Here is a 25,115-nt window from a genome sequence, read left to right on the forward strand (position 1 = left end):
ACTGGTAACTTTGTTTTCAGACTGAACCTACCAGAGTGGCAAAAGGCCCCCGACCCCGTCAACGCTTGCCAGTGCGCTGCCGTTGCGCCTCGTAGAACAGCACCGCCGCCGTCGCCGAGACGTTCAGACTGTCGGCAATCCCCCGCATCGGCAGGCCGATGGCCGTCACCGCATCGCCGCTCCATGCCGCGGTTAGCCCATCGGCTTCGCTCCCCAAGATGATCGCCGCGCCGCCGCGATAGTCGACCTCTGTGTAAAGCTGCGTCGCGTCTGGGCGGGCCGCGAACATTGGCAGCGCCAGACCCCGCAACCACTCCTGCACTTCGGCGCTCGTCGCTGTGCAAACATTGGCGCCGAAGACGGTCCCCAAACTCGCCCGAATCGTGTTCGGGTTAAATAAATCAGTCCGCGGATCGGCGATCACTACCGCATCGACGCCAGCGCCGTCGGCGCTCCGCAGCACGGCGCCGACGTTTCCAGGCTTTTCAAGCCCTTCAATCACGGCGACGAGCGGCGTCGTGGGCAGCTGCAGTCGATCGAGCGACCGCGTTGGCGTTTGCCCAATCGCCAGCACGCCGCCCGTGCGCTCGCCGAAGCAAAGTTTCTCGAACACTTCCTCGGTCACCGTCGCCACCACCGCCGCCGTCTCGCCAACTCGCGTCGCCGCCGATCGCGTTTCGTCATCGACGCACCGCGGCTCGCAGATGAACGCCTCGACGATCTCGATCCCCGCCTCGATGGCTCGGAGCAATTCGCGGGCGCCGTCAATAACGAATCGCCCCTGCCGTTCCCGTTGCCGCGCGAGACGCAGCTTCGCGGCTTCTTTGACGCGGACGTTTTGGCGACTGGTGATGTGCTGGGTGGACATGCGGCGACTTAGTGATTACATAGGACGGACCCGCGGACGGATCCATGCTTCCAGTTCGGGTTCGCCGATCTCACCAGACGCTAGACCCAAGATGATCTGCACTTGGTCAGGTTGCGGGGCTACCAGTGTCAAGCCATTCTGCTGCAAGAACATCTGACAGGCGATGAGTGACGTACGCTTATTCCCGTCGAAGAAGGGATGATTCTTCGCGATTCCGAAAGCGTACGAAGCGGCTAAGGCGATGACATCGGGCTTGGGAGCACTGTATGCCCATCGGTTCTGAGCCCGCGCTAACGCAGAAAGAAGCAAACCCTCGTCGCGGATTCCGGCAAGTCCGCCGAACTGCTGAAGTTGTTCAAGATGGAGGATCTTGAGGATCTTCTCATCAAGCCAGATAGGTTCGTTCATCGGCTATTTCGCGAGCGCTTGCAAGGCTTCGCGATTTTCGGCGATCACTCGCCGGCCGATCTCAAGTTGCTCCGCTTGTTGCGGCGTTAGTGAGACGATCTCCACGCCATTAGCGGTTTCGATAATACAGAGCTGATCGCCTTTGGCGAGTTTCAACCGCTCCACAACGTTGGGAGGCAGCACGACTCCCAGCGAACTTCCAACATCGGTAACGTGCGTTGTCGTCATAATCATGTCTTTCTCCTCCCCAACTATAGCTGACTGGCGAAGATCAAGACATGTCGGGATTGCACAAGGTTCGAGGCGTAGGGGGAACCGAAAACGCCTCAATTAGCCGGACCGCCACGCGGTCCGGGGGCGGGGTCGAGCGGTTTTCTATGCCGTCGTACGCTGCGACCCGGAGGGCGTGGCCCTCCGGCTGTTGGCGGGTGGTTGAGGAAGGGCGAATCACCCTGGCCAGCGGGCGGCCATGCCACTGGGGAGGCGGCGGCCGTCGGCGGTTGAGAGCGATAGCTCCATCGTTCGCGGCGGTTGACCGCAGCTGCCGAAGATTCCCTCGCTCAAATACGCCGAAAGCTCCGCGGGGCCGATGCCGGGTGTGTGGCAGGTGAGCAGCACGAACTTTGGCCTTCGTTCAGTCAGCTCGCCGCACAGTTCCAAGAGCGGCAGCAGGTCGCGTTTGATGTTCCACTCTTCTCCCTTGGGCCCATGCCCGTAAGTCGGCGGGTCAAGAATGATCGCGTCGTAGCGGTTGCCGCGCTTCACTTCACGGCGGCAGAATTTCAGCGCGTCTTCCACGATCCAGCGGATCGGGTGTTGTGCCAGGCCCGCGGCGGCCGCGTTCTCCCGCGCGCGGGCGACGACGCTCTTCGCCGCATCGACATGGACGACGTTCGCTCCGCCCGCGGCCGCCGCCAACGAACTGCCGCCCGTGTAAGCAAACAAATTCAGCACACTGAGCGGCGGCCCTTGGGCCGCCACCCGCGGCGCGATCCAGCGCCAGTTATCCCACTGCTCCGGAAAGAGGCCGATCTGCCCCGATGGCAACGGTTCAAGCAGCATTTGGAACGAACGATCAACGCCGAGAGGCACGCGGAGCGTCCACTCGCGCTGCGGCCACTTCGCTGCTGCGGGCGACCACTCGCCATCGGCGGCGCGGTCGCCCTCGAAGCGTGCGATGGCGCCGCGCCACGCTTGCGGCTTAGTCTTCGTGACGCCCGCCGCCGACGGGCACGGCCGATCGAGCACCCAACCTGCAAACCGCTCTAACTTGCGCCCATCGCCAAAATCGATCAGCTCATAATCAGGCCAAGCGTTATTCATGCTGCTTCGATCTTGAACCACGACGACACGGCGAGCACGACGGCAGAAAGAACGAATAGCAGATCAACGCGTGCCAACAATTTGCAAGAGCGAATTGAATCGCCGTTGTATGTCGTCGTGCCCGTTGTGTCGTCGTGGTGAGATTACTTCTTCACCACCAGCGGCATCACCAGCTCCGTCCAGATCTTGTAACCATCCTCATTCAAGTGCAGCCCATCCTCGACGAAGATATCCTCTCGCGGTTCCCCTTCTTCATCGAGCATCGCCGGCCAAACGTCCAGGTACTCGATGTTGCCGAGCTCTTCGATGTCTTCCTGAATCAGCCGATTCGCTTCCTTGATCTTGTCGGCCAGCTTCCACCGCGCGATGCTTGGCTTGATCGAGATGAAGACGATCGGCAATTCCGGCTGCGGCCCGCGCACTTTCTCGACGAACGCGTGAAAGTCGTCGCGGACCTGCTCGGGGCTTTTGCCGCCAGCGATGTCGTTGTCGCCGGCGTAGAAGACGACGATCCGCGGTTGATGAATATTCACCAGCCGGTCGGCGTAGTGGGTCGAATCGCAAATCTGCGAGCCGCCGAACCCGCGGTTCACCACCGGCAAGTCGGGAAACCACTTGTTCGTGTTCCAGCCGCGGATGCTGCTGGAACCGAGAAACATGATTCCCCCCTTCGGCGGCGGCATCTTCTTGTCCTCCTCTTCGAATTTTGCAATCGCCTCGGCCCAAACTTCGGGCTTGCACGGCTTCGGGTCCTTAGCCCGCACGGCGGGCGCCATGCTGGCGCCGAGTAATAAGCAAGTCAGCGCGGCCGCCGTCGATTGCATCCCTCGCCTCCGCCGACGGGTAGCGTCGCGAGTTCGCCTCCAAGAATGCGGGTTCCAACCGACCCCCCGGCGGAGCCGGGCCCTGCCGGCAACCGCTGCTGCATGTTCAGTCGTCGCCATGATTGATCAAGCTCCTGCTGCGAACTCGAAAACGCTTGTACCCGCCAAGAATCTTCGCCGTTGGCTTATCGCTGGACGGGCGTACAATACGAGATTCGCGCCACAGACGATTTTCAGCCTCGACCCACCGACCTAGCCGAAGAAGTCCGAGAGACTCGCTTTCCCTCTTCTTCCCCCAGCCTCAGGTCTATAGCCTACAGCCTCTCTGCCGCATGCCCGCCTCCGACATCATTATCAAAGGCGCCCGCGAACACAACTTGCGGAGCGTCGACGTCACCCTCCCCCGCAACCAGCTGATTTGCCTCACCGGCGTCTCGGGGAGCGGCAAAAGCTCGTTGGCGTTCGACACGCTCTTCGCCGAGGGGCAGCGGCGGTACGTCGAAAGCCTGTCGACGTTTGCGCGCCAGTTCCTGGGCCAAATGCCCAAGCCCGACGTTGACCACATCAGCGGCCTCAGCCCCTCGATCTCGATCTCCCAGAAGTCCTCCGGCAACAACCCCCGCTCGACCGTTGGGACGATTACCGAAATCTACGACTTCCTCCGGGTCCTCTACGCCCGCGTCGGCCAGGGCCACTGCCCCAAGTGCGGCAAAGTGATTACCGCCCAAAGCCGCGAGGCGATCATCGGCCGGATCGAGCAGCTCCCCGCGAAGACGAAGTTCATGGTCCTCGCGCCGGTCGTCCGCCGGCAAAAAGGGGAGTTCAAGGATCTGTTTGAGGACCTGCAGAAGCAAGGCTTCGTCCGCGCACGCGTCGACGGACGCGTGGTGCTGCTGACCGAAGCCCAGTCGCTCGACCGGCAAATGCGGCACGACGTCGAGGTGGTGATTGATCGCCTCGTCGCGGGACCGGCGATCCGCACGCGCCTAGCGGAGGCGGTGGAGCTCGCGCTCAAGCTGGGTGACGGCAACCTCATCGTCACGCCCGAAGTCGACAACCCACAGCCGAGCATCGAGCTCGATGACGAGGACCGCGCTGAGCTCGCAGATCGCGATGCAGAACAAGAAGCCCCCACTCCCAAACGCGTTAACCGCGCCGCGTCAGCGAAGCGCGCCCCCACCGGAGATGACAACAGCGACGAAGAGGAAGCCGAACCCGCCGCCCCCCCTGCGGCCCGCGGCCGCCACAAGGGCCACGGCCAACCAGGCGACATCACCCTCAGCGCCGACTACGCCTGCAATTCCTGCGGCATCAGCTTCCAGCCGCCGACGCCGCAACTCTTCAGCTTCAACAGTCCGCAGGGGATGTGCCTCTCCTGCGACGGCCTCGGCGAGATGTTCAGCTTCGATCCGGCGAAGCTCGTCCCCGATTCGTCGTTGTCGTTCGCTAAGGGCGCCATCGAACTCATCGGCGCGTGGAAAGATCTCGGCCGCTGGAAGCGCCACATCTACGCCGGCGTCGCCGAGACGATGGATCGCAAGCTCGACTTGGGCGAGCACTATCTCCTCGAAACGCCCTGGAGCGAGCTCTCCGAGGAGCAACGCCGCATCTGGCTGTGGGGAACCGGCAGCGAGCATATCACCTACACCTGGCGCAACGGCAAGGCATCGCAGAAGTACGGCGGCACGTTCGACGGCGTTATCCCGGAGCTGCTCGAAAAGTATCGCTCGGCCAAGAGCAAGTCGCTCATCGCCAAGCTCGAGCAGTTCATGAACGTCATCCGCTGCCCCGATTGCGACGGCAAGCGGCTCAACGAGCAAGCTTGCGCCGTCCGCCTCACGACCTCCGACGCGGCGTTTGCCGGCGACCCGACGCTCACGCTCCCCGCTATCTGCTCGTTGCCGATTTCCGAAGCGGAAAAATTCTTCAGCGGGCTGGTCCTCGACAACACTCAGCAGCAAATCGCCGAGGAAGCGCTCAAGGAGATCCGCGGTCGGCTCGGATTCCTCGCGAACGTCGGCCTGGAGTACCTGAGCCTCGACCGCACGGCCCCGACGCTCAGCGGCGGCGAGTCGCAGCGCATTCGCCTCGCCGGCCAAGTCGGCTGCGGATTGGTCGGCGTCCTCTACATCCTCGACGAACCCTCGATCGGCCTCCACCCCCGCGACAACGACCGGCTGCTGGCCACGCTTGAACGCCTGCGCGATCTCGGCAACACGGTCGTCGTCGTCGAGCACGACGAAGACACGATGCGGGCCGCCGACCACATCATCGACTTCGGCCCCGGCCCCGGCGTGCGCGGCGGCAAGGTCGTCGGCATCGGCAAAGCGAAAGACGTCGAGAAGTCGAAGGAGAGCGTCACCGGAGCGTACCTTTCGGGTCGACGGCGCATTGAAGTCCCCAAGCACCGGCGTGGCGCGAATGGGGAAGGCGGAATGGGGAATGGGGAGAACGCCAAGCGAGCCGGGTCGTCCCCAACCTCGGCGCCCGCCCCATTCCCCATTCCTCATTCCCCACTAGCATCCCAACCGGTTCTGCGAGTCGTCGGAGCGCGACACAACAACCTACGCAACGTCGACGTTGAAATCCCCCTGGGAAAATTCGTCTGCGTCACCGGCGTCAGCGGCAGCGGCAAGAGCTCGCTCGTCAACGACATCGTCAGCGAGTCGCTCCTCCGCGATCTCATGGGAGGCAAAGGCGTTCCCGGCGAGCACGATCGCATCGAAGGGATCGAGCAACTCGACAAGTTGATTGCCATCGATCAAACCCCCATCGGCCGCACGCCTCGCTCGAACCCGGCCACTTACATCAAGGTCTTCGACGAGATCCGCAACCTCTACGCGCAGCTCTCTGAATCAAAGCGTCGCGGCTACAAGCCCGGTCGGTTCAGCTTCAACGTCGTCGGCGGCCGCTGCGAGGCCTGCAGCGGCAATGGCTCGAACAAGTTGGAGATGGATTTCCTCGCCGACGTCTGGATCACCTGCCCCGTCTGCCAAGGGCATCGCTTCAATCACGAAACCCTCCAGGTGCTGTTCAAGGGGAAGTCGATCTCCGAAGTCCTCGACATGGACATCCAGCAGGCGATGGAGCATTTCGAAAATGTCCCCGCGATCTACGACCGCCTCGCGACGCTCCACGCGGTCGGCCTCGACTACATGAAGCTCGGCCAACCGTCGCCGACGCTTTCCGGCGGCGAGGCCCAGCGCATCAAGCTCGCCCGCGAGTTGGTGAAGAAGAGCACCGGGCGGACGATGTACCTGCTCGACGAGCCGACCACCGGCCTCCACTTCGCCGACATCGAGCTGCTGCTCAAAGTGCTGCACGACTTCGTCGACGCCGGCAACACGGTGCTGGTCGTCGAACACAATCTCGACGTCATCAAGACGGCCGACTGGGTGATCGAAATCGGCCCCGAGGGAGGCAAGGCCGGCGGCCAGGTCGTCATGTCGGGCACGCCGGAGCAGCTGGTACAGCATGCGCTACGAGCAATGGGGAATGCTGAATGGGGAATGGGGAAGGGCAAAAAACCCGACGCCAATTCCGCCCCATCCCCCATTCCCGATGCCCCATTACTTCCCTCCCACACCGGCCTCTCCCTCGCCCCCTACCTCGGCGTCAAGACGCCCAAATCAATCGCCGCCCACCACGCCGCCACGTCGCTGCGCGTTCCCGTCCCGCAGGCGACGCACATCACCGTCCGCGGCGCCCGCCAGCACAACCTCCGCAACGTCGACGTCTCCGTCCCCCGCGATGAGATGACCGTTTGCTGCGGCCCCAGCGGCAGCGGCAAGACGTCGCTCGCGATGGATACCATCTACGCCGAAGGCCAGCGCCGCTACGTCGAAAGTCTCTCGAGCTACGCCCGGCAGTTCATCGGTCAGCTGCAGAAGCCGGCGGTCGAGCATATCGAAGGCCTCTCGCCCGCGATCGCCATCGAGCAGCGCACCACCGGCCACACGCCGCGCTCCACCGTCGGCACCGTCACCGAAATCTACGATTACTTCCGCATCCTGCTGTCGCGACTCGGCCAAATGCATTGCCCCGACTGCGACATTCCCATCGGCACGCAAACCTCCGACGAAATCATCGACGCCGTCCTGACCGAGCCCGAAGGGACGAAGGCCTATCTGATGGCCCCGCTGCATCTCGCCCAGGGCGAACAGTACGAACAGCTGTGGGCCAAGCTCAAGGGCGACGGGTATCTCCGCGTGCGGGTCGACGGAGAAACGTACGAGCTCGACGCGATCCCCGCCGTCGATCGCCGCCGCAAGCATGACGTTGAAGTGATCATCGACCGCATCACCATTCGCAAGGAAGGTCGCGGCCGCCTCGCCGACAGCATCGAATCCGCCCTTTCGCTCGGTCGCGGCGTGCTCCACCTCGCGGTCGTCGACGACAAGCAGCCTGAAAGCCGTTGGCCGGTGAAGGTCCACAGCCAGCACCTCGTCTGCACTCAGTGCAACCGCAGCTTCGAGACGCTGTCGCCGCATCACTTTTCGTTTAACAGCTCCCTTGGCTGGTGCGGCGCGTGCGAAGGCCTGGGGACCGAAGTCGGAGCCAACCCCGCGTCGCTCTTCCGCAGCATGTCGATGAGCCTCGCCGAAGGCGCCATTCTCGTCTGGCCGAACGTCAAGCAACCCCTCTTCGCCGCGATGCTGGCCGCCCTCCGCGACCGCTTCGGCATCCCCGTCGACGTGCCGTTCGACAAGCTGTCCCCGCGCAATCGGCGGCTGGTGATGTACGGCACGGGGGAAGAGTGGATTGAAGTAGCGGGAGAGGTCCGCGGCGAGAGGCCAGAGGCCGGTAAAAGGGCTTCTAAATCTCCGACCCCCGACCTACGACCTCTCGCCTCTTTCAGGTTCCAGTACAAAGGCCTCTACCCCGCCCTCGAAGAAGCCTCGCGCTTGTCGCCGCGCTTGCGCGGCCGGCTCGAACATCTCGTCGACGAGATCGAATGCAGCCAGTGCGGCGGCAGCCGCTTGCGCGACGACTCCGCCGCCGTCCGCTTCCAGAATCTCACCATCGGAGAGTACTGCGGCTTGCCGCTTAGCGACCTCCTCCCCACGGTCGAAAAGTGGAAGCTCCCTGCCGCCCAAAAGAAGATCGCCGGCGAGCTAATCCGCGAGATCCGCAATCGTCTCACCTTCCTTATCGACGTCGGCCTCGAGTACCTCACCATCGGCCGCTCCGCGCCGACCCTCTCGGGCGGCGAGTCGCAGCGCATTCGCCTCGCGAGCCAGGTCGGCAGCGGCCTCTGCGGCGTGCTCTACGTCCTCGACGAACCGACGATCGGCCTCCATCCGCGCGACAACACGCGGCTGGTGTCGGCGCTCCACAAGCTCCGCGACCTCGGCAACACGCTACTGGTGGTCGAGCACGACCGCGACGTCATCGCCGGCGCCGATGGCCTGCTCGACTTCGGCCCCGCCGCCGGCCGCCTCGGCGGCGACATCGTCGCCCGCGGCACGCCCGAGGAAGTGAGCAAGAAACGCGGCAGCGTCACAGGACCGTACCTTTCGGGGAAGAAGGCGATTCCAGTCATCAGCAACCGGCGGGTGACGAATGGGGAAGGCGGAATGGGGAATGGACAAAAGCCCAAGGCAACATCCAAGTCAAAGAAGAGTGATAAGTCCTCCCCGTTCCTCATTCCACCTTCCACATTCCCCTCCTCCACCCTCCGCATCCTCGGCGCCCGTCACAACAACCTGAAGGGCGTGAACGTCACGATCCCCCTCGGCACGCTCACCGCGGTGACCGGCGTCTCGGGGAGCGGCAAAAGCTCTCTGGTCGAAGACGTCCTCTACAACCAGCTCGCGCGCCAGCTCCATCGCGCCAAGACGATCCCCGGCAACCACGACTCCATCGCCGGCGTCGAGCAGATCGACAAAGTCATTCGCGTCGACCAACGACCGCTCGGCAATACGCCGTCGTCGAACCCCGCCACCTACACGGGCGTCTTCGAACTGATCCGCGAGCTCTTCGCCCAGCTTCCTGAGGCGAAAGTCCGCGGCTACGCGGCCCGCCGCTTTAGCTTCAACGTCCCTGGTGGTCGCTGCGACGACTGCGAGGGCGCCGGCCAGAAGTGCATCGAGATGCACTTCCTCCCCGACGTCTGGGTCGATTGCGATACTTGCCAGGGGCATCGCTACAACCGCGAGACGCTCGACGTGAAGTACCGCGGCCGATCGATCGCCGACGTGCTCGAAATGTCGTGCGGCGACGCCCGCGAACTGTTCGAAAACATCCCCAAAGTCCGCAAAATCTTGCAAACCCTTTGCGACGTCGGTCTCGATTACGTCGCCCTTGGCCAAAGCGCCGCGACCCTCTCGGGCGGCGAAGCCCAACGCGTCAAGCTCGCCGCCGAACTTGCGCGGCCCGATACCGGCCGCACGCTTTACATCCTTGACGAACCGACGACCGGCCTCCACTTCGACGACATTGCCAAACTCCTCGACGTCCTCCACCGCCTCGTCGATCTTGGCAACACGGTGCTCGTGATCGAACACAACCTCGACGTCATCAAGCAGTGCGACTGGCTGATCGACATCGGCCCCGAAGCCGGCGCCGGCGGCGGCAACGTCGTCGGCCAAGGAACGCCCGAGCAGTTGGTGGAGCAAATGGGGAATGCTGAATGGGGAATGGGAAAGGCGAAACGCAAGAAGCCAACCACCAAATCCTCCCCATCCCCCATTCCCCATTCCACACTTATCTCCCACACCGCCGCCGCCCTCGCTCCGATCCTCGCGGCTGGCCCTCACGCCGAGCGGAAATTCTACGACTTCGCCGCCGCCGAGGCGAAGCGCCAAGGCGACCTCGACATCACCGACCTCGGCAAGGAAGTCCAGATGCCGTGGGAAACCGACGGCCGCAAGTGGCACGTCGAAGACCGCGTCTCACGCAGCGGCGACCCGGTCCGCTGGGATGGCCGCATCCTCGCCGCCATCGACGAGCGCGTCCACGCCCTCAGCGATTCGTTCCTGACGACCGACTGGTCGCACCGCACGATCGTCGAGATCAACGGCCCGAAGAAGGCCGACGGCTGGTTCTTCCACGCCATCACCGGCGAGCCCTGGGTGCTGAAGCTGAAGTTCCGCACTGCGAAGCGCACCTTCAACGCCGAGCGCCTCGCCGCCGAGCTCAACCTGCCGCCGTTCAACGATCTCGCCGAAATCGAAACCTACGGCAACGGCCCGCGCGTGAAGTGCAAGAACCTGCGCGGGCCATTTCAAGAGGTGCAGGTCTTCGCCCACGGCTGGGACGAACTCAACACCCCCGCGTTCTGGTCGATGGTCGAGCTGGCTGTCGAAGGCTTCAAAAAATTCACCGAGCGCGTCGGCAAGAATCCCGAAGACGTCATGCCGTGGAAGGTCCTCGGCAAGAAATGGCACCTCGCTCGCAAAGGCTTCCCGCCAGGCAAAAAGATCGCCTGGCCTCAAGAAACGCTCGAGGAGTTATTGGAGCTCCTGGAATCCACCGCCCAAGCGTCTCTCTCCGACGGACTAGCCGCCGGACTGGCAGCTTCAGCGGCCAGTCAACCCGCGTCCCAACCCCAATACCTCTGGAACAACCAACAAGTCATCCACCTGATGCTCCCCAATCAGCGCCACCCCTGGGCCACCGTCCACACGAAGCGCCCCGTCGGCGTCGACCTCTCGCTCCACGGCCCGGCCGGCGCCTTCGCCACCGGTCGCGTCGCTCAAATCGGAGTCAAACAGCTGATCCAACCTGGCGCCGAAGGCCTCGACGCCGTGAAGCTACGCTTCATTGCCCCCGAAGACCTCACGCGCGGCGGCTTGGCGCAGTTTCTCGCCGAACACCTCGAAGCCGTCCGCGCCGTGGCGAAATAGTCGCCGGCAATCTGTCGTGCCTAACGGCAACGTTCTCTGCGCGCGGGCCGTACGATGTTGCCATTTTGCCACGCTGCGCCCTAATCGAAACAATCGGCCCCGATTTCGGCATCTTGCCGCCGGAAACGCCCCTAGTTTCGCCGCGCGAAGCTACTTCTCTGACATAGCTTTTTAAGGTCCAGCGATCCCTCCTTCGTTCCCGCCTCGTCGACGTCGCGGCCCGGCTCCTCTCCGCGACGACTCATCCTTGTTCGCCGTGCTCTGTGCGTTTGACCGCGCACTGGCCTACTCATCGTGGATGCCAAACCATCGTGAAGACTCTACCCGCAGCGCGTCCGCGCTCTCTGCAATTTGAATCGCTCGAACGCCGCGAAGTGATGGCGGCCGCCGTCACCGCCAGCTTCAATGCCGGCGTGCTCACCGTTACCGGCACCGCCGGCAACGATCAGATCAATTTCCTGCAAACGAGCAACCGCATCTCGGTCGCCGGCATCGCCGGCAGTTGGGCGGCGGGCGACGTGAAGTCGATCGTCGTTAACAGTCTCGCCGGCGACGACGTCGTCTCGCTCAATAGCATCGCCAACGGCGGCAATCAGGCGCTGGCCGAGGATTTCACCGTCAACGCCGGCGCCGGATCGGAACGGGTGAAATTGGCCGACGGCCGCTACGTCCTCTTCAGCAACCAGTCGTTTCGCCTCACCACGGCTGGCGTGGCAACCGTCAACGGCCAAGCGATTCCCGTCCCCGCGCCGCCGAAGCCCGCCAATTGGTTCGAAGCCAACGTCCGCGACGCTGCGTTGAAGAGCCTCGGCGCGTCGCTCTTCAACGACGGGATCATCGACCGCAACGATGCGATCGCCCTCTTCCGCAGCGCCGAAGACGGCAGCGTCGTCGATCAGACCGAACTGACCGACCTTCGCGCCATTGCCGCCAACGCGAAACTTTTCGGTACGCTCGATTACGTCGGCAAACTCACCAGCTACATCGTCTCGGCTAACGCAGCCAATGCGAAGTATCTTGGCGGGACGCTCGGCAACCTCGCCGCCGGTTCCAGCGCCGCCCAGCTGGAAAAACTGATCGGCAAGTGGTTCCTGGGGAACGATCGCCCCGTCGCCGCGGGGACCTACAAGCAGGTGGCCGGGCAGCTGTTCGTCAACGGCGCCAGTTACGAAGACATCAAGCAAGGCTCGGTCGGCGACTGCTACTTCATGGCGTCGCTTGCCGAGACCGCGCTGAAGAATCCGGGAATCATCAACAACATGTTCGTCGTCAACGGCGACGGCACCTACACGGTGAAGTTCTACAACGGCGGGCAGACCGCGTACGTCACCGTCGACGCCTACCTGCCGACGAATGCGTATAACCAGGTGATCTACGCCGGCATGGGGGCGTCGATCGCCAACGCCGGCAACGAGCTGTGGACGATGCTCGCGGAGAAGGCGTACGTCCAACTCAACGAGATGGGTTGGCAACGCGCCGGCCTCCCCGGCTCGGGCCAAAACTCCTACGCCGCGATCTCCGGCGGCTACTGCTACGCGGCGCTCGGCCACATCACCGGCCAGTCGACGGTAGCCTTCGCGGCGACGAGCGCGCAGGCGAACTTCAGCGTCTTCGTCACGGCGTACAACCAAGGAAAGATGATCGAGTTCGCATCCAAGAGCGCGCCCGCCTCCAGCGCCGTGGTCGGCGGCCACGCCTACGCGGTGGTCGGGTACAACGCGACGGCGCAAACGATCACGCTGTTCAACCCGTGGGGCGCCAACTACGCTAGGGTGACAATGACTTGGGCGCAGATTCAAGGGAGCTTTAGCTACTTTGATCGCACGGCGTAGCGAGTAGCCGCGGGTCAACGACCGGCCGGAGCGCTTTCGCCAATGGTCTGAGTGCTCTGAGGTACATGCTGCTATCCTTTCAGGGCTGTGAATTTTTGCGGGCTCGTGCCCCGGGGGTAGATCGCAGGTGCGATCAACCCCGGGCTGAAAGTTGGAATGCTTTCAGCGTTCCTCCAGGAAGAACGTATCTCAATTCGTCGCGACTTGCCGCGTGCGACGCTTGTCCACTGGCGTATGCAGCATCAACCGGTACTCGCCCGTGAGGCTCCACGTCGCCAGCGTCGGCCTCATTCCGGCGGCAGCTAGGACGATGACGAACATCGTGACAAAGGCCGTCGCCGCAGTCGGCGCGCCCAAGAGCAGTAGCACTCTTGGGATGATTAGCCCTGCCGCTAGCGTCATGAGCGGAGCGATGAAGACTCGATCGTAGCCGGGGATGAAAAAGCGGCCGGTTTTAATGCGGCCGTGCAGACTGATCGGCCACGCGCACCAAATGGCGTAGCTATAGAGCCTTATCAAAGCGGCGATCAGGCCGACGCCTCCAGCGACGAGCGGCAACGCCCGATGCACCACATCGGCTACAGGGCGATTTTGCATAACGGCGTCGTGCTCTTCCATCGAGTTGATGGTCATCGTCGCGTTGACCGCCAACCAACCGCAAAAACCGGCCAGCAGTAGTGTCTCCCGCCCGTTGAGTAGCGGTGCGATCTGCGTACCGCGCCAAGGATGGACCAGCGGCCACCACGCGCATGAACCGTCGGCTTCCTGCTGCTTGGTGACGTCGATCTGGAACTTCGACGTTGGCACAAGCTCCCATGGGTAGTCTCGCAGCGTGCTGCGCCAACCCCACTCACTCGCCGCGGCCGCTGCGCAGACGCAGGCGAGAGCCAGCAGCGGTTGCATTGCCAGGGCCAGTACGGGGAGCATCGTGAGCAATCCGACGGCCGTGCCGGCCGCCACATATTGCTTCTTCACGCTGTTCGCAAAGGTGAGAATCGCGATGAACGGTAACAGGAACGCGAGCGGCACCCACAATGAGCCAGGCCAGTGCCAGAACGCGATCATCGCTGCCGACAGACATACGGCGTCTTGCGACGCCAACTCGATACGGCCAAAGGGCAACTGCCCGCCGGGATTCCAGGGCGTCGTCTCTAGCCAAGCCCTGAATCTCGATTGGTAGATCGGGTTGATCATGTAAGCGCGCCACGTGGCCCAGCCGACTAAGCAGCAGAGGAGCCACACCCGTGGACCACTCACTTGCTGGAAATCATCCGGCAGTTGGCCGATCTCAAGTTGCAGTAGCGTGTAGAAACTCCGCTCCAACCCCCAGAAAAAAATGGCGCCCACGAGAACGAGCTTCAGAAAGTTCGGAGGCAACGTCGCTGTCAACCATTCTGCAATTCGTTTGATCACAGCCCCTCCTCCGTGAAGTAGCTTTCGATGTTCTCCAGCGTCTCCGGATACATCAGCTTCTCCAGCGCCAGTTCCAGCGGCCCGTCGACCCCTGCCGCCGCCTTCAGCCCAACGACGGTGTCGTTCGCGGCGACTTGGCCATCCTTGATGATCACGATCCGTTCGGAGAACGTTTCGATCAGTTCCGGCACCGGCGTCGTCATCACGACGGTCCGTTTGTCGCACGCGGCGAGCCGTTCGAGAACTCGCTTGAGCGCGAGAATGCCGGCCGGATCGAGCCCGCCGGAAAAGGGTTCGTCGAGGAGCAGGTAGGGCGCTTCGGTGATAAGCGTACCGCAGAGGGCAATTTTCTTCTGCTGGCCGGCCGAGTAACTGCGCATTGCCCAGTCCGCCTGCTCGGTCAAATTGAACAACTTCAAAAGCCGTTCGGCATGCTGCATCCGGTGCGACGGCTTACGATCGTACAGCCCGCCGACCGCCATCAGGAATTCGCGACCGGTCCGGGTCAGCGGCAGCCACGGCGCGTCGGGTAGGTAGGCAACTTGGCGACGAATCGCGAGTTCGCCTGCCGGCGAAGAGCGTCGCCGCACGCCGTCGAATTCGACGTATCCCTCCTGCGGCGCGAGGAGGCCGGCCATCGCCGCCAGCAACGTACTCTTGCCCATGCCGTTCGGGCCGAGAATGGTGACGAGCTCGCCCGTTGGAATTTCCAACGAAACGTTCTTCAGCACGGGGCGGACGCCGTAATGTTGCGTCAGATTGACAACGCGTATCAAGCGATGCCCCCAGGGGTTTAGTAGCCGCGGGTCAACGACCCGCCGGAGCGCCGTGTCGAGCGCCGATAGCCTATTCGTTGGTTGCGACGGCGACTTGTCGAAAACCGGTCTGCTTTCGCATTGGCTTCATGGAACACGCCTATTTTGTGTCGCCTGCTGTCGCGATGTGATTTTTGGCGACAGAATTCATGGCTTCTAAGTCGTTATGTAGGTGAGCATTGCGTTTCGACGTTGCCGGCATTTTGTCGTTTTTGTTGTCGCGGCGACAGAAAGAGATCACTTGTGGTTCGCGTCAGATGATGGTCGGTGCATCCGAGGGATCGATCGAATGGCGTTGGTTAGGGGCAACGTCGTTTCGCCGGAGGCGCGTAATCGGCGTCGGAGACGCCTCCCACAAATCAAAACTGCGGCAGCCCGTCAGTAAGTGTACATGAGTTCATGTATAGCAAGTCAGGCGGCCAAAAGCAATTCGGAAGATTGCAGATTCTTCATCGGCCACTGCTTGCCGAAATCGGGCTTCGCCTGGCGGGCGGCGGCGAACCATTCGCATAGGCGGCAGGTCTTTCTTGCCGTAAGATTTGAGGTCCCGCCCGCGGCCTGTTCCGGGTCGCGATTTTCTGCAATTCGAGCCTCCGCATGAGCAGTCCCGCCGCGTCCGCCGTTCCCAGCGAGTCTCCGCAGTCGACCCCCGCGGTCGAGCAGACGGCGCTCAAGGTGCTCGCGGCGATTAGCGTGGCGCACATGCTCAACGACATTATTCAGTCGTTGATCCCCGCGACCTATCCGCTCCTCCGCGACTCGCTGAAGCTCAGCTACGGCGACATCGGGCTCATTACCTTTGCCTTCCAACTGACCGCTTCGTTGCTGCAACCGGTCGTCGGCATTTATACCGATCGCCGGCCGAAGCCCTATTCGCTGGCGATTGGTATGGGGATGACGCTCATCGGGTTGCTCTTCTTCTCGCAGGCGCGATCGCTCTGGACGCTGATGGCGTCGGCCGCGCTGATTGGCACGGGGTCGAGCATCTTTCACCCCGAAGCATCGCGCATGGCCCACATGGCGGCCGGCGGGCGGCACGGGTTCGCGCAGTCGCTGTTCCAAGTCGGCGGCAACTTTGGGACGTCGCTGGGGCCGCTCTTGGCGGCGGCGATCATCTTCCCTTACGGCCAGGGCTACATCGCCTGGTTTGCGCTGATTGCGCTCGCGGGGATCATCGTCCTCGCCAAGGTAGGCGCATGGTACCACGGCAAGCTCGCCACACGCGCGGCGAAGGGGATCGTTTCCAGGCCGCGGCGGCACCCGACCCTGTCGTCGCGGCAAGTCTTCGCCGCGATCGGCGTGCTGGTCGCGCTCGTCCTCTCGAAGTACATCTACCTCGTAAGCTTCACCAGCTACTACGCCCTCTACATGGAAGCGAAATTCGGCGTGACGAAGCAGCAGTCGCAGCTTTGTTCCTTCGCATTCCTGTTCGCGGTGGCGGTCGGGACGTTTGCCGGCGGACCGCTGGGCGACCGCTTCGGGCGGAAGGTGGTGATCTGGTTCTCCATTCTCGGCGTCGCGCCGTTCGCGCTCGCCCTGCCCCATGCGGGGCTCGTGGGGACGATCGTGCTGACCGTCTTCATCGGGGCGATCCTGGCGTCGGCGTTCTCGGCGATCCTGGTGTTCGCTCAGGAGTTGTTGCCAGGGCGCGTCGGCGCCGTCGCGGGGCTGTTCTTCGGCTTTGCATTTGGGATCAGCGCGATCGCCGCGGCCGTGCTGGGACAGTGGGCCGATCGCACGAGCCTGGAACACGTCTTCCAGATGTGCGCGTACCTGCCGCTGATGGGGATCATTGCGGCGTTTTTGCCGAAGCTGGAGAAGCACGCATGACGGCGGTTGGCCGTGAAGGGATCGGGGCCTTTTGCCACTGGACGGCGTCAACCCAGCGTCAACTCCCCAGTGGCAAAAGGCCCCCGACCCCGTTGGCGCGGCGCTTCCGCTACGCGCTGCGGCGGGTGATCGCGGCAGGCTCGCTTGCGGAGGACTGCTCGCTCGCCTTGGCTCGCCGCCACAGGGCGATGATCTCGGCGGGCAGCGATTTTGCTTCCGTCTGGCGGTACGGCGAGTCGGCGGGCAGCTCCGCCATCAGCCGGCGGTGAGCCTTGGCCATCGCGTGGTACGGCATCGTCGGAAAGATATGATGCAGCGCGTGGAACCGCAGTCCGATGGGGGCCCACAGGCCCGCGGTCAACGGATGATGGGGATAGTTGATCGAGTCGAGCATCTGCTCGATGAAGTTCATCTCGCCGCCGTTGCTAGTCCAGCGATGGGCTCCCAGCGTGCGGAGGTTGTTCAGCATGACGATAAAGACGCCCGTCAGGTAGATCTGCAGCAAGATCCAGGGCGAGAGTGGTTCCTTGAAAAGCAGTCCGTAGTTCATGGTCATCCGCGCGACGATGCCGCAGATGAACAGAAAGCAAAGGACTTCCTGCATGCGAATGATGCGCAGCGCCTTCTTCGTCGGCAGCGGGCGGATGTAGCGCGGGTCCATGATCATCGACGACATGTGCCGAAGCACCCAGTTCCGCAACCGCGGACTGAACCAGGTCATCGGCGTCAGCAAACCCCAGCGGACGACGGCGAGGATCGGCAGCACCAGCACCTGCGCCATGTAGAGCAGGATGATCCGCGCGGGCATATTCGAGAGCGCGACGTATTCCCCGTCCTCATGGGTGCCGTAGTGTTTGCGCCGATGATGATCGAGGTGGGTGTAGTAAACGAACGAAGGGATCAGGAAAGGAATCCCGCAGAGCATGTTCCAGACGAAGCGAAACGCTTTGAACTCGTCCGCGCGGATGTGGACCAACTCGTGAATGAACAGCGAACAACGGTAGTAAAGCAGCGACGACGCGACGAACAAGGCGATCGTCGCCGGCCAGTGCCAGCCAGTGCTCGCCGTCATGACGTCGCTGTGCCACAAGGAGTTGGACGCCAACAGCTGCGGACGCGAGGTAAGGGCGAAGCACAGGACGCCCAGGGACCAACTCGCCAGGAAGTCAGTCCAGTAAATCCAGGGATTTGGTCGGAAGTATTGTCCGACGATGGTCCGCGCCTCGGACAACGAAAACCCTCCCAGCCCGTCGTGTGGAGCCCGGCTGGAGGGCGAAATCTTGATGTGCGACACGTTCCCACCCCGCTCACGCATGTCACGGGCGCCGCGGCCCCGCGGCAGGGCGCCAAAACTAGAGAGTCCATCGGACAGTCGGGAGCCTTCCCTTCGCTTCCGATTCCCTCCGTGGTAAGGTCCGCCAAGCTTTCCAGGCGAAAAGTTTCGCCAATTGCTACAGGCCTTCGTTTCTCGATAGTCAGCATGACGCGAGGGATGGTGGGACGACGTGCTGCTTGTGACCGCTCTGAGGGCTGGTTAAACTGGCAAGTTTCCTGCCCCAGGATGCCAGGGCCCGCCATTTTGGCCTACCCGTTCGTCCCCTTCCACGCGATCTCAACGTGCCTGAAGTCGTCGTCACCGGACTGGGGATCGTCTGCCCGATCGGCGTCGGCGCAGACGCTGTTTGGGCTTCCGTCGAAAGCCGCACGAGCGGCGTTCGCGCCGTGCCCGAACTCGTCGCAGCGAACCTCCCCATCCCCATCGCCGCCGATGTGGCGGACTTCGATGCGAAGGAGTTCGTCAAGCCGCGAAAGTCGCTCAAGGTGATGTCGCGCGAAACGCAACTCGGGTTTACCGCGTCCGAAATGGCGTGGGCGGACGCGGGTCTCGACGGCGCCAACGTCGACCCCGACCGGCTGGGAGTGACCAGCGGGTCGAATATGTTCTGCCCAGAAATGCCTGAACTGGCGGCCGCCTGCCATGCCAGCGACTCGGGCGACGGCGTCTTCGACTTCAACCGGTGGGGGAACACTGGCCTCCGCGAGGTCTTTCCCCTCTGGTTGCTAAAGTACCTGCCGAACATGGCCCCCGCCCATGTGAGCATCGCCCACGACGCTCGCGGCCCGAGCAACTCGATCGTCGCGGGCGACGTGTCAGGATTGCTCGCGCTGATTGAAGCGGCCGACGTCGTCGCTCGCGGTCATGCCGACGTCATGCTGGCTGGCGGGGCCAGTTCGTCGATTGGGTGGATGGACCTCATTTGGCACGCCGGCGCCAGATTGTCGCACCGCGTCGACGAACCGGAGCGAGCGTGCCGACCGTTCGACGCCGATCGCGACGGCATGGTCGGGGGCGAAGGGGCGGCGATGTTCGTCCTGGAAACGCGCGAACATGCTCTGGCCCGCGGGGCGAAGCCGTTGGCGCGAATCGCCGGTTACGGTCGGCGGTACGAATCGGCCACGGCATCCTACCGGCCGACAGGCCAAAGCATTGGCCAGGCGATCGAGGCGGCGCTAGCTGCGGCCGGCGTAAAAGCCGGGGCCGTCGGGCACGTGAGCGCCCATGGCTTGAGCACCGAGCTCGATGACCGGATCGAAGCGGAAGCGATTCGCCGCACCCTGGGCGACGTTGCGGTCACGGCGCCGAAGAGTTTCATCGGCAACGTCGGCGCCGCCTGCGGGGCCGTGGAAATGGCGATCAACCTCCTCGGGCTGTTGCGAGGGCGAGTCGCCCCGACGCTCAACTACGAGACGCCTGATCCGAAGTGCCCGGTCAACGTGGTCGCCGAGATGGCCGCGGCGAAGTCGCCGCTGGCCATGCTGCTCAATCACCGCACGACGGGGCAAGCCGTGTCGTTGCTGATCGAGGCCGAGTAGCGCACCGCTTTCAGCCTCCCGCTCCGCAGGCGGGCAGCGCGTTACGGACTGGGCCGACTGGTGTGGTGGCCGACCGCCGGGCGGAGCCCGGGGCTGAATGGGGCGTATGGCCCCTTACCGCCCGCGGCGCATCGCGCGATCGATGTCGCGCTGCATATCGCCCTTCTTGATCGACTCGCGCTTGTCGTAGTTCTTCTTGCCGCGGCAGATGCCCAGGAGGACCTTCGCTCGTCCCTCCTTGAAGTACATCTTCAGCGGCACCAGGGTGAAGTTCTTCTCGTACGCCTGATTGGCAAACTTCAGAATCTCGCGGCGGTGGAGCAACAGCTTGCGGCGGCGTTTGGGTTCGTGGTTCCAGGCGTTGGCGTTCTTGTATTCCTGGATGTCGGCGGCGACGAGCCAGACCTCTCCCTCCTCGACGCGGCCGTAGGCCTCCTCAATGGAGACCAGCCCGGCGCGCAGCGACTTCACCTCGCTGCCAACGAGCATGATGCCGCACTCGAGCGTGTCGACGACTTCGTAGTTGTGGCGGGCCTTGCGATTGTTGGCGATGAGCTTTTCGTTAGGGTCATCGCCCTTAGCCGCCTTACTGGGGGGCTTCTTAGCCGTGGGAGGGGTCCTTCGTAAATGCGGAAAGGCGAAAGCGGAACGCGAACGCCATGCGGAGGCTTGGCCCGGAGTGCAGGTTCACGCCCCGGGGTGCGGCCCAGCCGAGCCATGAGCGGCGTTCCCGCAGAATAGCTGGCGAGGGCGGCGAAGGAAACGGGCAAGAACGGCCCAGGCAGCCCACGCAAGTCCCGCGGTGCGGTCAAAGTGCGGCGAAGAAACGCAATCTGGGGCCGCGGGAGGGAGGCGTGGGAAACGTTGCGAGCCCCAGATTGCGACGGGGTTTCCACCGTGACCTGCGTGGTTAGCCGACGCCGCTGTTGGCCACTGGGGGCGCGGCGTCGTCGGCTAACTCACTGTTTCCATTGTGTTTCGCCGGGTCGGTCGAGTTACTGGATAACCGTGGGAAATCCGGGAAGACCCGCCAAGCCCGGCAAATCCGACAGCACCGTCTCGCCGGAGCTTGGCTGTTTGCCCCCGAGCGTCTGCTGTCCGAAATGTTCGTGTAAATCAACATGGAGCTGAACGCATTCCACAAAGCGGCTGCGCAGCGCGGCATCTTCCTCGAGTAACTTCGAAAGCCGGGCAACGCCGGCTTCGTCCAGAGTTTCGTCGAGCAGGTCCCAGATCAAAGCTTCGGCTTCCTCAAATTGAAGAACTGCGTAGGCATGACGCATCTCATTTTTGTCGGGAAGGTTCATCGGATTCTCCGACTTGGCCCGATCGAACTTCGCGCTCACGGGAGCGAAGGCTCCGCGAGCGGCGATTTCGACCTTGCCAAGAAGATGGGTGGCAACTTCCGTGTTATTTAGCAGTCCAGTCCGGCCGCTCGGGCCGGCGCGTCCGCTACCACAATCTTCGGCCAACTTTGGGATGCAAACGGCATGCCCCTGTACAAAAAACAACGGAAATCACGCAAGGTTGATCCGAGTAGAACGGCAAATTCCGGAGTTTTTCGCGGTTGCGGGGTGAAAGCAGGGCGGGATGCTGGCGTTGGCGAGGCTGCCTAATGCGGAAGCATCGTGCTGAAAACCTGCTGTCGGCGTTGGCACAAATGCAGCGTCGCGTCGCGCAAGGCAGCGGAATCGTGCCGATGGGAAATGAGACCTAGCCGGACCGCCACGCGGTCCGGGCGGCGCCGTCCAACGAGCCGCCACCCGGAGGGCGGTGGCCCTCCGGCTAGCTTGCTGCTCATCAACGCGAGCGTCTCACAGCGGCACAATCGTCGCCTCTAGCGACGGCACGTCGACCACGGCTATCGAATGAGGATTGGCGCGGTACAGCGCCCCTGGATTGAGGATAACCGTATCGCCGATGCGCTAGATCGCCGCGACATGGGTATGGCCATAGCAGACGAGGTGGTACGCGCCCGAATGGATCGTCTGCTGGAAGCGGCGACGATCATCGCTGTGAATTAGCGCAATGCGCCGACCGGCGACGTCGAGCTCTCCGAAGGCTCCGTGACTGACCTGCCCCGCCGCTTCGATGGCGGCCGCGAGCTCGTCGCGGCGATCGTCGCAGTTGCCGAAGACGAAATCAGTCGGCCAGGAGGCGAACAGTTCGACGACGGCCGCTGAGCCGATGTCGCCGCAGTGGAGAACTCGTTCGACCTGCAAGCTTTCCAGCATGCGAATCGCGGGGCGGACGTGATCGACGTGCCCATGCGAATCACTGACGACGCCGAGTCGCATCTTTCATTCCTCGCCGTAAAGTCTGGCGTTAACCTGTTGAACGAGTCGTTTGAGCTCACTGTCGTATTTCGTCGCTGGGGCCGCTGCGAAGGCGGTGAGGATTGGATGCCCCGCAGAGATCAACTCGCCGAGCGCAGGAATGTCGGCCAAGCGGCAGGCCTCGGGATCAAGCGAGGAGTGGCTCATCGCCCACGCATGAAATTCTTCGTCAACGAGGGCATCGCGCTTGGCATAAAGAATCAGTTTGCCATGAGTCCGCGTCGCCGCCTCCTCGCCCTTCCCGCCGCTGCGGCCTGGACGCACGCTGGCGGGCAACTCGATCGGCTCGTTCGCGCACGCCTTCACATGGGCGTCGACCACGTTGACGCCGATCACCCGTTCGACGACCTCGGCCGACGCCGAATAACGAGGATTGATTTCAATGATCCACGCCTTGTCGCGTTCGATGACCAGATCGACGCCGACGATGCCCGTGAGCTTGAAGCGTTCGCTCAGCAGTTCCCCGAGCTTCGCCAATTGGGCCGCCACCGCGTCGCTGATGCGCAGCGGACCAACCGAGCCAGCGTAGTGCCATGGCTTGGCCCCGGCGACGGCGTCGCCCACGAGTTGGTGCGTTATGCCCAACAGGGTCGACCCTTGTCGCGAACAGAGATAGACGGCGGCAGCCGACGTGCCGCCGACGAATCGCTGGAAGTAAGCGCCCGCTTCGGTCGCGCGTTCGCGAGCTTCGACGCCGTCAAGCAACCAAACTCCGGAGCCGTTGGCGCTGCGATAGGTCTTGCAAAGCCACGAGCGATCGAGCGGCAACTTGTCGCCCGCTTCGATCGTTTCGGGGAAGGCGAGTCCGGCGGCTTGAATCACGGGCTGCAGCAACAACGGATTGCGCGTGGCGCGAATCGCGCCGGCGCTGCAGCCGACCAGCGGGCGCAGCTTCGCCATGGCGTTGATCAACTCGTGATGATTCTCCAGCGCGCCGGTGAACAGCCAGCCGTCGCACTCCGTAGCCGCGAGCCAATCGGCGAGCGCTTCGGGATAACCCGCTTCAATTCGAGTCGCGTCGCAATGGGCCCGCAAATCAGCGTCCGCGAACAGGTCAGCCGTAACCACGTCATAGCCTGCTCGCAGCGCCGAAAATGCCGCTGCGCGCACGCTCGCGCCCACCATGGCGAGCCTTTTCAGTCGGAACGATTCAGCCATCTCGACGATAGCGGCCGCGGAATTCGTCGGCCGGATATTTGAGGCGGTTTTTGACCATCTTCTTGCGGATGGCGTCAGAGACGTCGATCCCCAACTCGTTGGCGAGCGCCATCGAGTAGCCGATGACGTCTGCAAGTTCCTCGCCAATCGCCGCGAGCTTTTCAGGATTTTCAGGAAGCCGTCGCGATTCTTCGACGTCGAGCCATTGGAAATGCTCCATCAGCTCGGCGGCTTCGACGGCGAGCGCCATCGCGACGTTCTTGGGAGCGTGGAACTGACGCCAATCGCGTTCCTCGACGAATTGCCGGATGATCTGGCGAAGTTCTTCAACGGTCGTCGCGGAGTCGCTCATAAGTACAGATTTAGTTCCTTAACCGCAGAGGACGCAGAGATCACAGAGAAAAAAGTGATGCCAACTATCACCATTCGGTTCGGAATGTGGCAGCCCATTTCTCTTTAGCTGCATGGTTTAGGTGGATTGTTCGGCAACTCCCCCTGTGCTCTCTGCGCCCTCTGCGGTGAAATGTATTTGTTAGGCAGCCGTCCAATCGAACCCCGGCAGCAACCGCTGTTGGGGCGGATGGCGGCGCTCATGATAGCGCTGCCGGTAGCCGTCTGCCAAGTGGCTCATCACTTCCAAGGCGAGCAGATCGGCTCGGTTCATGACATGCCGGGCACTGCGACTGCCGAGTCCCTGAACTAATTCCTCAAGAACTTGGAGATGCAACTGCATCGTCCGTCGGGCCGAGACGTCGGCCTCGGCCAGGGACGCAGCGAGCGCGGCCATCTCGACCGAAAGGTTGCCGGCGCCCATCATGACGTAGGCCCGGAGCAAGTCGCGGTAGTGGGCGACGAGGTCCGGCGATGGAGCGGTTTCACTCGCCATCGCCCCATAGGCCAGCAGATCGATCCCGCCTGCGTCGGCAATCTCTCCGTCGTCCGGAGCGTGGGCGGAGAGCGTGAGGGAAACGGTTGGCGGCCGCCGGCCATCGCTCAGCTCGGCCAGGTCGTCGATCAGCGCCCGTTGCTGTTCGAGCAATCGCTCCGCCTCGTGGCGTTCGCGTTGCAGTCGTTGCCGCTCGGCCTGCAAGAGGCGACGGTTATCACGGGCGAGCGTAAATCGCTCGATGGCTCGCTCAAACTTCCAGAGAAGTCCCCGAACCGTCGTCTCGGCTAGGCAGCAGTAATCGTTGGCCCCCGCTTCGCGGCAGAGGGCGTCGAGGGCGGCCGGCGGTTCGGCGCCCAGGATGATCAGCGGCTCGTCGTGGCCCGCCGCGCGCAGGGCCGTGGCGAAGTCGAGCGCGTCAAGCTTCTCCGCCTCGTGAGCGATCAGGATCGCGTCGAACAGTTTGTCGCGAAGCCGCGTGAGGCCCGCGGCGAGGCCCATCGCTTCCTCCACGACCATTTGCGTGGCTCCGTCGGCGGCAAACGCTTCGGCGAGCCAGATCGCCGCGCCGGGGTCGCTGGCGACGAACAGCACGTTGAGTCGCGCAGGGAGCGCTGCCGCGTGAAGACTCGTGCGACGATCGAAGCTGGCAACTGCTTGGGCCATGGCGCTGCGGCTCGAAGCGGAGGATTAAGGGGGCG

17 protein-coding genes and 1 pseudogene are annotated in these 25,115 nt (G+C 63.2%); 4 read left to right on the forward strand and 14 right to left on the reverse strand.

Annotated elements, in window-relative coordinates:
* Positions 1–58 precede the first annotated feature (58 nt).
* The 5 genes from I41_RS00430 to I41_RS00450 all read right to left on the reverse strand — a co-directional run bounded on the left by I41_RS00430 (position 59) and on the right by I41_RS00450 (position 3,423).
* Entirely contained in the window at positions 59–868 is an 810-nt protein-coding gene (locus I41_RS00430; RefSeq protein WP_145429910.1) for a TrmH family RNA methyltransferase, read from the reverse strand.
* Between the two features lie 15 nt (positions 869–883).
* A complete protein-coding gene (locus tag I41_RS00435; RefSeq protein WP_145429912.1) occupies positions 884–1,276 on the reverse strand; it encodes a type II toxin-antitoxin system death-on-curing family toxin in 393 nt (130 codons plus the stop codon).
* 3 nt (positions 1,277–1,279) lie between these two features.
* Positions 1,280–1,510, reverse strand: coding sequence for an AbrB/MazE/SpoVT family DNA-binding domain-containing protein (locus tag I41_RS00440; protein WP_145429914.1), 231 nt, complete (start codon positions 1,508–1,510; stop codon positions 1,280–1,282).
* 213 nt (positions 1,511–1,723) lie between these two features.
* Positions 1,724–2,599 (reverse strand): class I SAM-dependent methyltransferase, encoded by an 876-nt coding sequence (locus tag I41_RS00445; protein ID WP_145429916.1) that lies wholly within the window; start codon positions 2,597–2,599, stop codon positions 1,724–1,726.
* Positions 2,600–2,742: 143 nt separating this feature from the next.
* Positions 2,743–3,423 (reverse strand): SGNH/GDSL hydrolase family protein, encoded by a 681-nt coding sequence (locus I41_RS00450; protein WP_168206580.1) that lies wholly within the window; start codon positions 3,421–3,423, stop codon positions 2,743–2,745.
* A gap of 332 nt (positions 3,424–3,755) precedes the next feature.
* On the opposite strand from I41_RS00450, the gene uvrA reads away from it, so the two are divergent.
* Both uvrA and I41_RS00460 read left to right on the forward strand, forming a co-directional pair.
* On the forward strand, positions 3,756–11,270 hold the full coding sequence (uvrA, locus tag I41_RS00455) for an excinuclease ABC subunit UvrA (RefSeq protein WP_145429920.1): 7,515 nt from the start codon (positions 3,756–3,758) through the stop codon (positions 11,268–11,270).
* A 311-nt stretch (positions 11,271–11,581) separates the two neighbouring features.
* Positions 11,582–13,102 (forward strand): C2 family cysteine protease, encoded by a 1,521-nt coding sequence (locus I41_RS00460; protein WP_145429922.1) that lies wholly within the window; start codon positions 11,582–11,584, stop codon positions 13,100–13,102.
* Between the two features lie 189 nt (positions 13,103–13,291).
* Here the strand turns inward: I41_RS00460 and I41_RS00465 are convergent, their stop codons facing one another.
* Positions 13,292–14,515: a hypothetical protein gene (locus tag I41_RS00465; RefSeq protein WP_145429924.1), complete on the reverse strand. Its 1,224-nt coding sequence runs from the start codon at positions 14,513–14,515 to the stop codon at positions 13,292–13,294.
* Positions 14,512–15,291, reverse strand: coding sequence for an ABC transporter ATP-binding protein (locus tag I41_RS00470; RefSeq protein ID WP_145429926.1), 780 nt, complete (start codon positions 15,289–15,291; stop codon positions 14,512–14,514). The genes I41_RS00465 and I41_RS00470 overlap by 4 nt, the downstream gene beginning before the upstream one ends.
* Positions 15,292–15,927: 636 nt before the next feature.
* Here I41_RS00470 and I41_RS00475 point away from each other — a divergent pair.
* The gene (locus I41_RS00475; RefSeq protein WP_145429928.1) at positions 15,928–17,160 is read left to right on the forward strand and encodes an MFS transporter; all 1,233 of its coding nucleotides are present in this window, start codon (positions 15,928–15,930) and stop codon (positions 17,158–17,160) included.
* Between the two features lie 109 nt (positions 17,161–17,269).
* On the opposite strand, the gene I41_RS00480 is transcribed toward I41_RS00475, so the two are convergent.
* Positions 17,270–18,454, reverse strand: a complete 1,185-nt coding sequence (locus I41_RS00480; RefSeq protein ID WP_246133766.1) for a fatty acid desaturase family protein — start codon at positions 18,452–18,454, stop codon at positions 17,270–17,272.
* Between the two features lie 323 nt (positions 18,455–18,777).
* Here I41_RS00480 and I41_RS00485 point away from each other — a divergent pair, with 323 nt between their 5' ends.
* Positions 18,778–20,034, forward strand: a complete 1,257-nt coding sequence (locus I41_RS00485) for a beta-ketoacyl-[acyl-carrier-protein] synthase family protein (RefSeq protein ID WP_145429932.1) — start codon at positions 18,778–18,780, stop codon at positions 20,032–20,034.
* A 114-nt stretch (positions 20,035–20,148) separates the two neighbouring features.
* Here the strand turns inward: I41_RS00485 and smpB are convergent.
* From smpB to I41_RS00515, 6 genes and pseudogenes are all read right to left on the reverse strand, one after another.
* Positions 20,149–20,601, reverse strand: a pseudogene (smpB, locus tag I41_RS00490) (SsrA-binding protein SmpB); the annotation flags it as partial.
* A gap of 428 nt (positions 20,602–21,029) precedes the next feature.
* Entirely contained in the window at positions 21,030–21,380 is a 351-nt protein-coding gene (locus tag I41_RS00495; RefSeq protein WP_145429936.1) for a hypothetical protein, read from the reverse strand.
* Positions 21,381–21,959: 579 nt separating this feature from the next.
* Positions 21,960–22,331 (reverse strand): metallophosphoesterase family protein, encoded by a 372-nt coding sequence (locus I41_RS00500; RefSeq protein ID WP_246133767.1) that lies wholly within the window; start codon positions 22,329–22,331, stop codon positions 21,960–21,962.
* A 3-nt stretch (positions 22,332–22,334) separates the two neighbouring features.
* Entirely contained in the window at positions 22,335–23,528 is a 1,194-nt protein-coding gene (locus I41_RS00505) for an ATP-grasp domain-containing protein (RefSeq protein ID WP_145429938.1), read from the reverse strand.
* Positions 23,521–23,880, reverse strand: coding sequence for a nucleotide pyrophosphohydrolase (locus I41_RS00510; protein WP_145429940.1), 360 nt, complete (start codon positions 23,878–23,880; stop codon positions 23,521–23,523). Before I41_RS00510 ends, I41_RS00505 begins: the two co-directional genes overlap by 8 nt.
* A gap of 180 nt (positions 23,881–24,060) precedes the next feature.
* The gene (locus tag I41_RS00515; RefSeq protein ID WP_145429942.1) at positions 24,061–25,080 is read right to left on the reverse strand and encodes a response regulator; all 1,020 of its coding nucleotides are present in this window, start codon (positions 25,078–25,080) and stop codon (positions 24,061–24,063) included.
* Between the last annotated feature and the right edge of the window lie 35 nt (positions 25,081–25,115).

Source organism: Lacipirellula limnantheis (assembly GCF_007746075.1).
GTDB classification, from domain to species: Bacteria; Planctomycetota; Planctomycetia; order Pirellulales; family Lacipirellulaceae; genus Lacipirellula; species Lacipirellula limnantheis.

What these genes read in the sequence shown, in the direction of transcription:
- I41_RS00430 (WP_145429910.1), bottom strand. Translation starts at nt 868, where the DNA reads ATGTCCACCCAGCACATCACCAGTCGCCAAAACGTCCGCGTCAAAGAA.
- I41_RS00435 (WP_145429912.1), bottom strand. Translation starts at nt 1,276, where the DNA reads ATGAACGAACCTATCTGGCTTGATGAGAAGATCCTCAAGATCCTCCAT.
- I41_RS00440 (WP_145429914.1), bottom strand. Translation starts at nt 1,510, where the DNA reads ATGATTATGACGACAACGCACGTTACCGATGTTGGAAGTTCGCTGGGA.
- I41_RS00445 (WP_145429916.1), bottom strand. Translation starts at nt 2,599, where the DNA reads ATGAATAACGCTTGGCCTGATTATGAGCTGATCGATTTTGGCGATGGG.
- I41_RS00450 (WP_168206580.1), bottom strand. Translation starts at nt 3,423, where the DNA reads ATGCAATCGACGGCGGCCGCGCTGACTTGCTTATTACTCGGCGCCAGC.
- uvrA (WP_145429920.1), top strand. Translation starts at nt 3,756, where the DNA reads ATGCCCGCCTCCGACATCATTATCAAAGGCGCCCGCGAACACAACTTG.
- I41_RS00475 (WP_145429928.1), top strand. Translation starts at nt 15,928, where the DNA reads ATGAGCAGTCCCGCCGCGTCCGCCGTTCCCAGCGAGTCTCCGCAGTCG.
- I41_RS00500 (WP_246133767.1), bottom strand. Translation starts at nt 22,331, where the DNA reads ATGCGACTCGGCGTCGTCAGTGATTCGCATGGGCACGTCGATCACGTC.
- I41_RS00505 (WP_145429938.1), bottom strand. Translation starts at nt 23,528, where the DNA reads ATGGCTGAATCGTTCCGACTGAAAAGGCTCGCCATGGTGGGCGCGAGC.
- I41_RS00510 (WP_145429940.1), bottom strand. Translation starts at nt 23,880, where the DNA reads ATGAGCGACTCCGCGACGACCGTTGAAGAACTTCGCCAGATCATCCGG.
- I41_RS00515 (WP_145429942.1), bottom strand. Translation starts at nt 25,080, where the DNA reads ATGGCCCAAGCAGTTGCCAGCTTCGATCGTCGCACGAGTCTTCACGCG.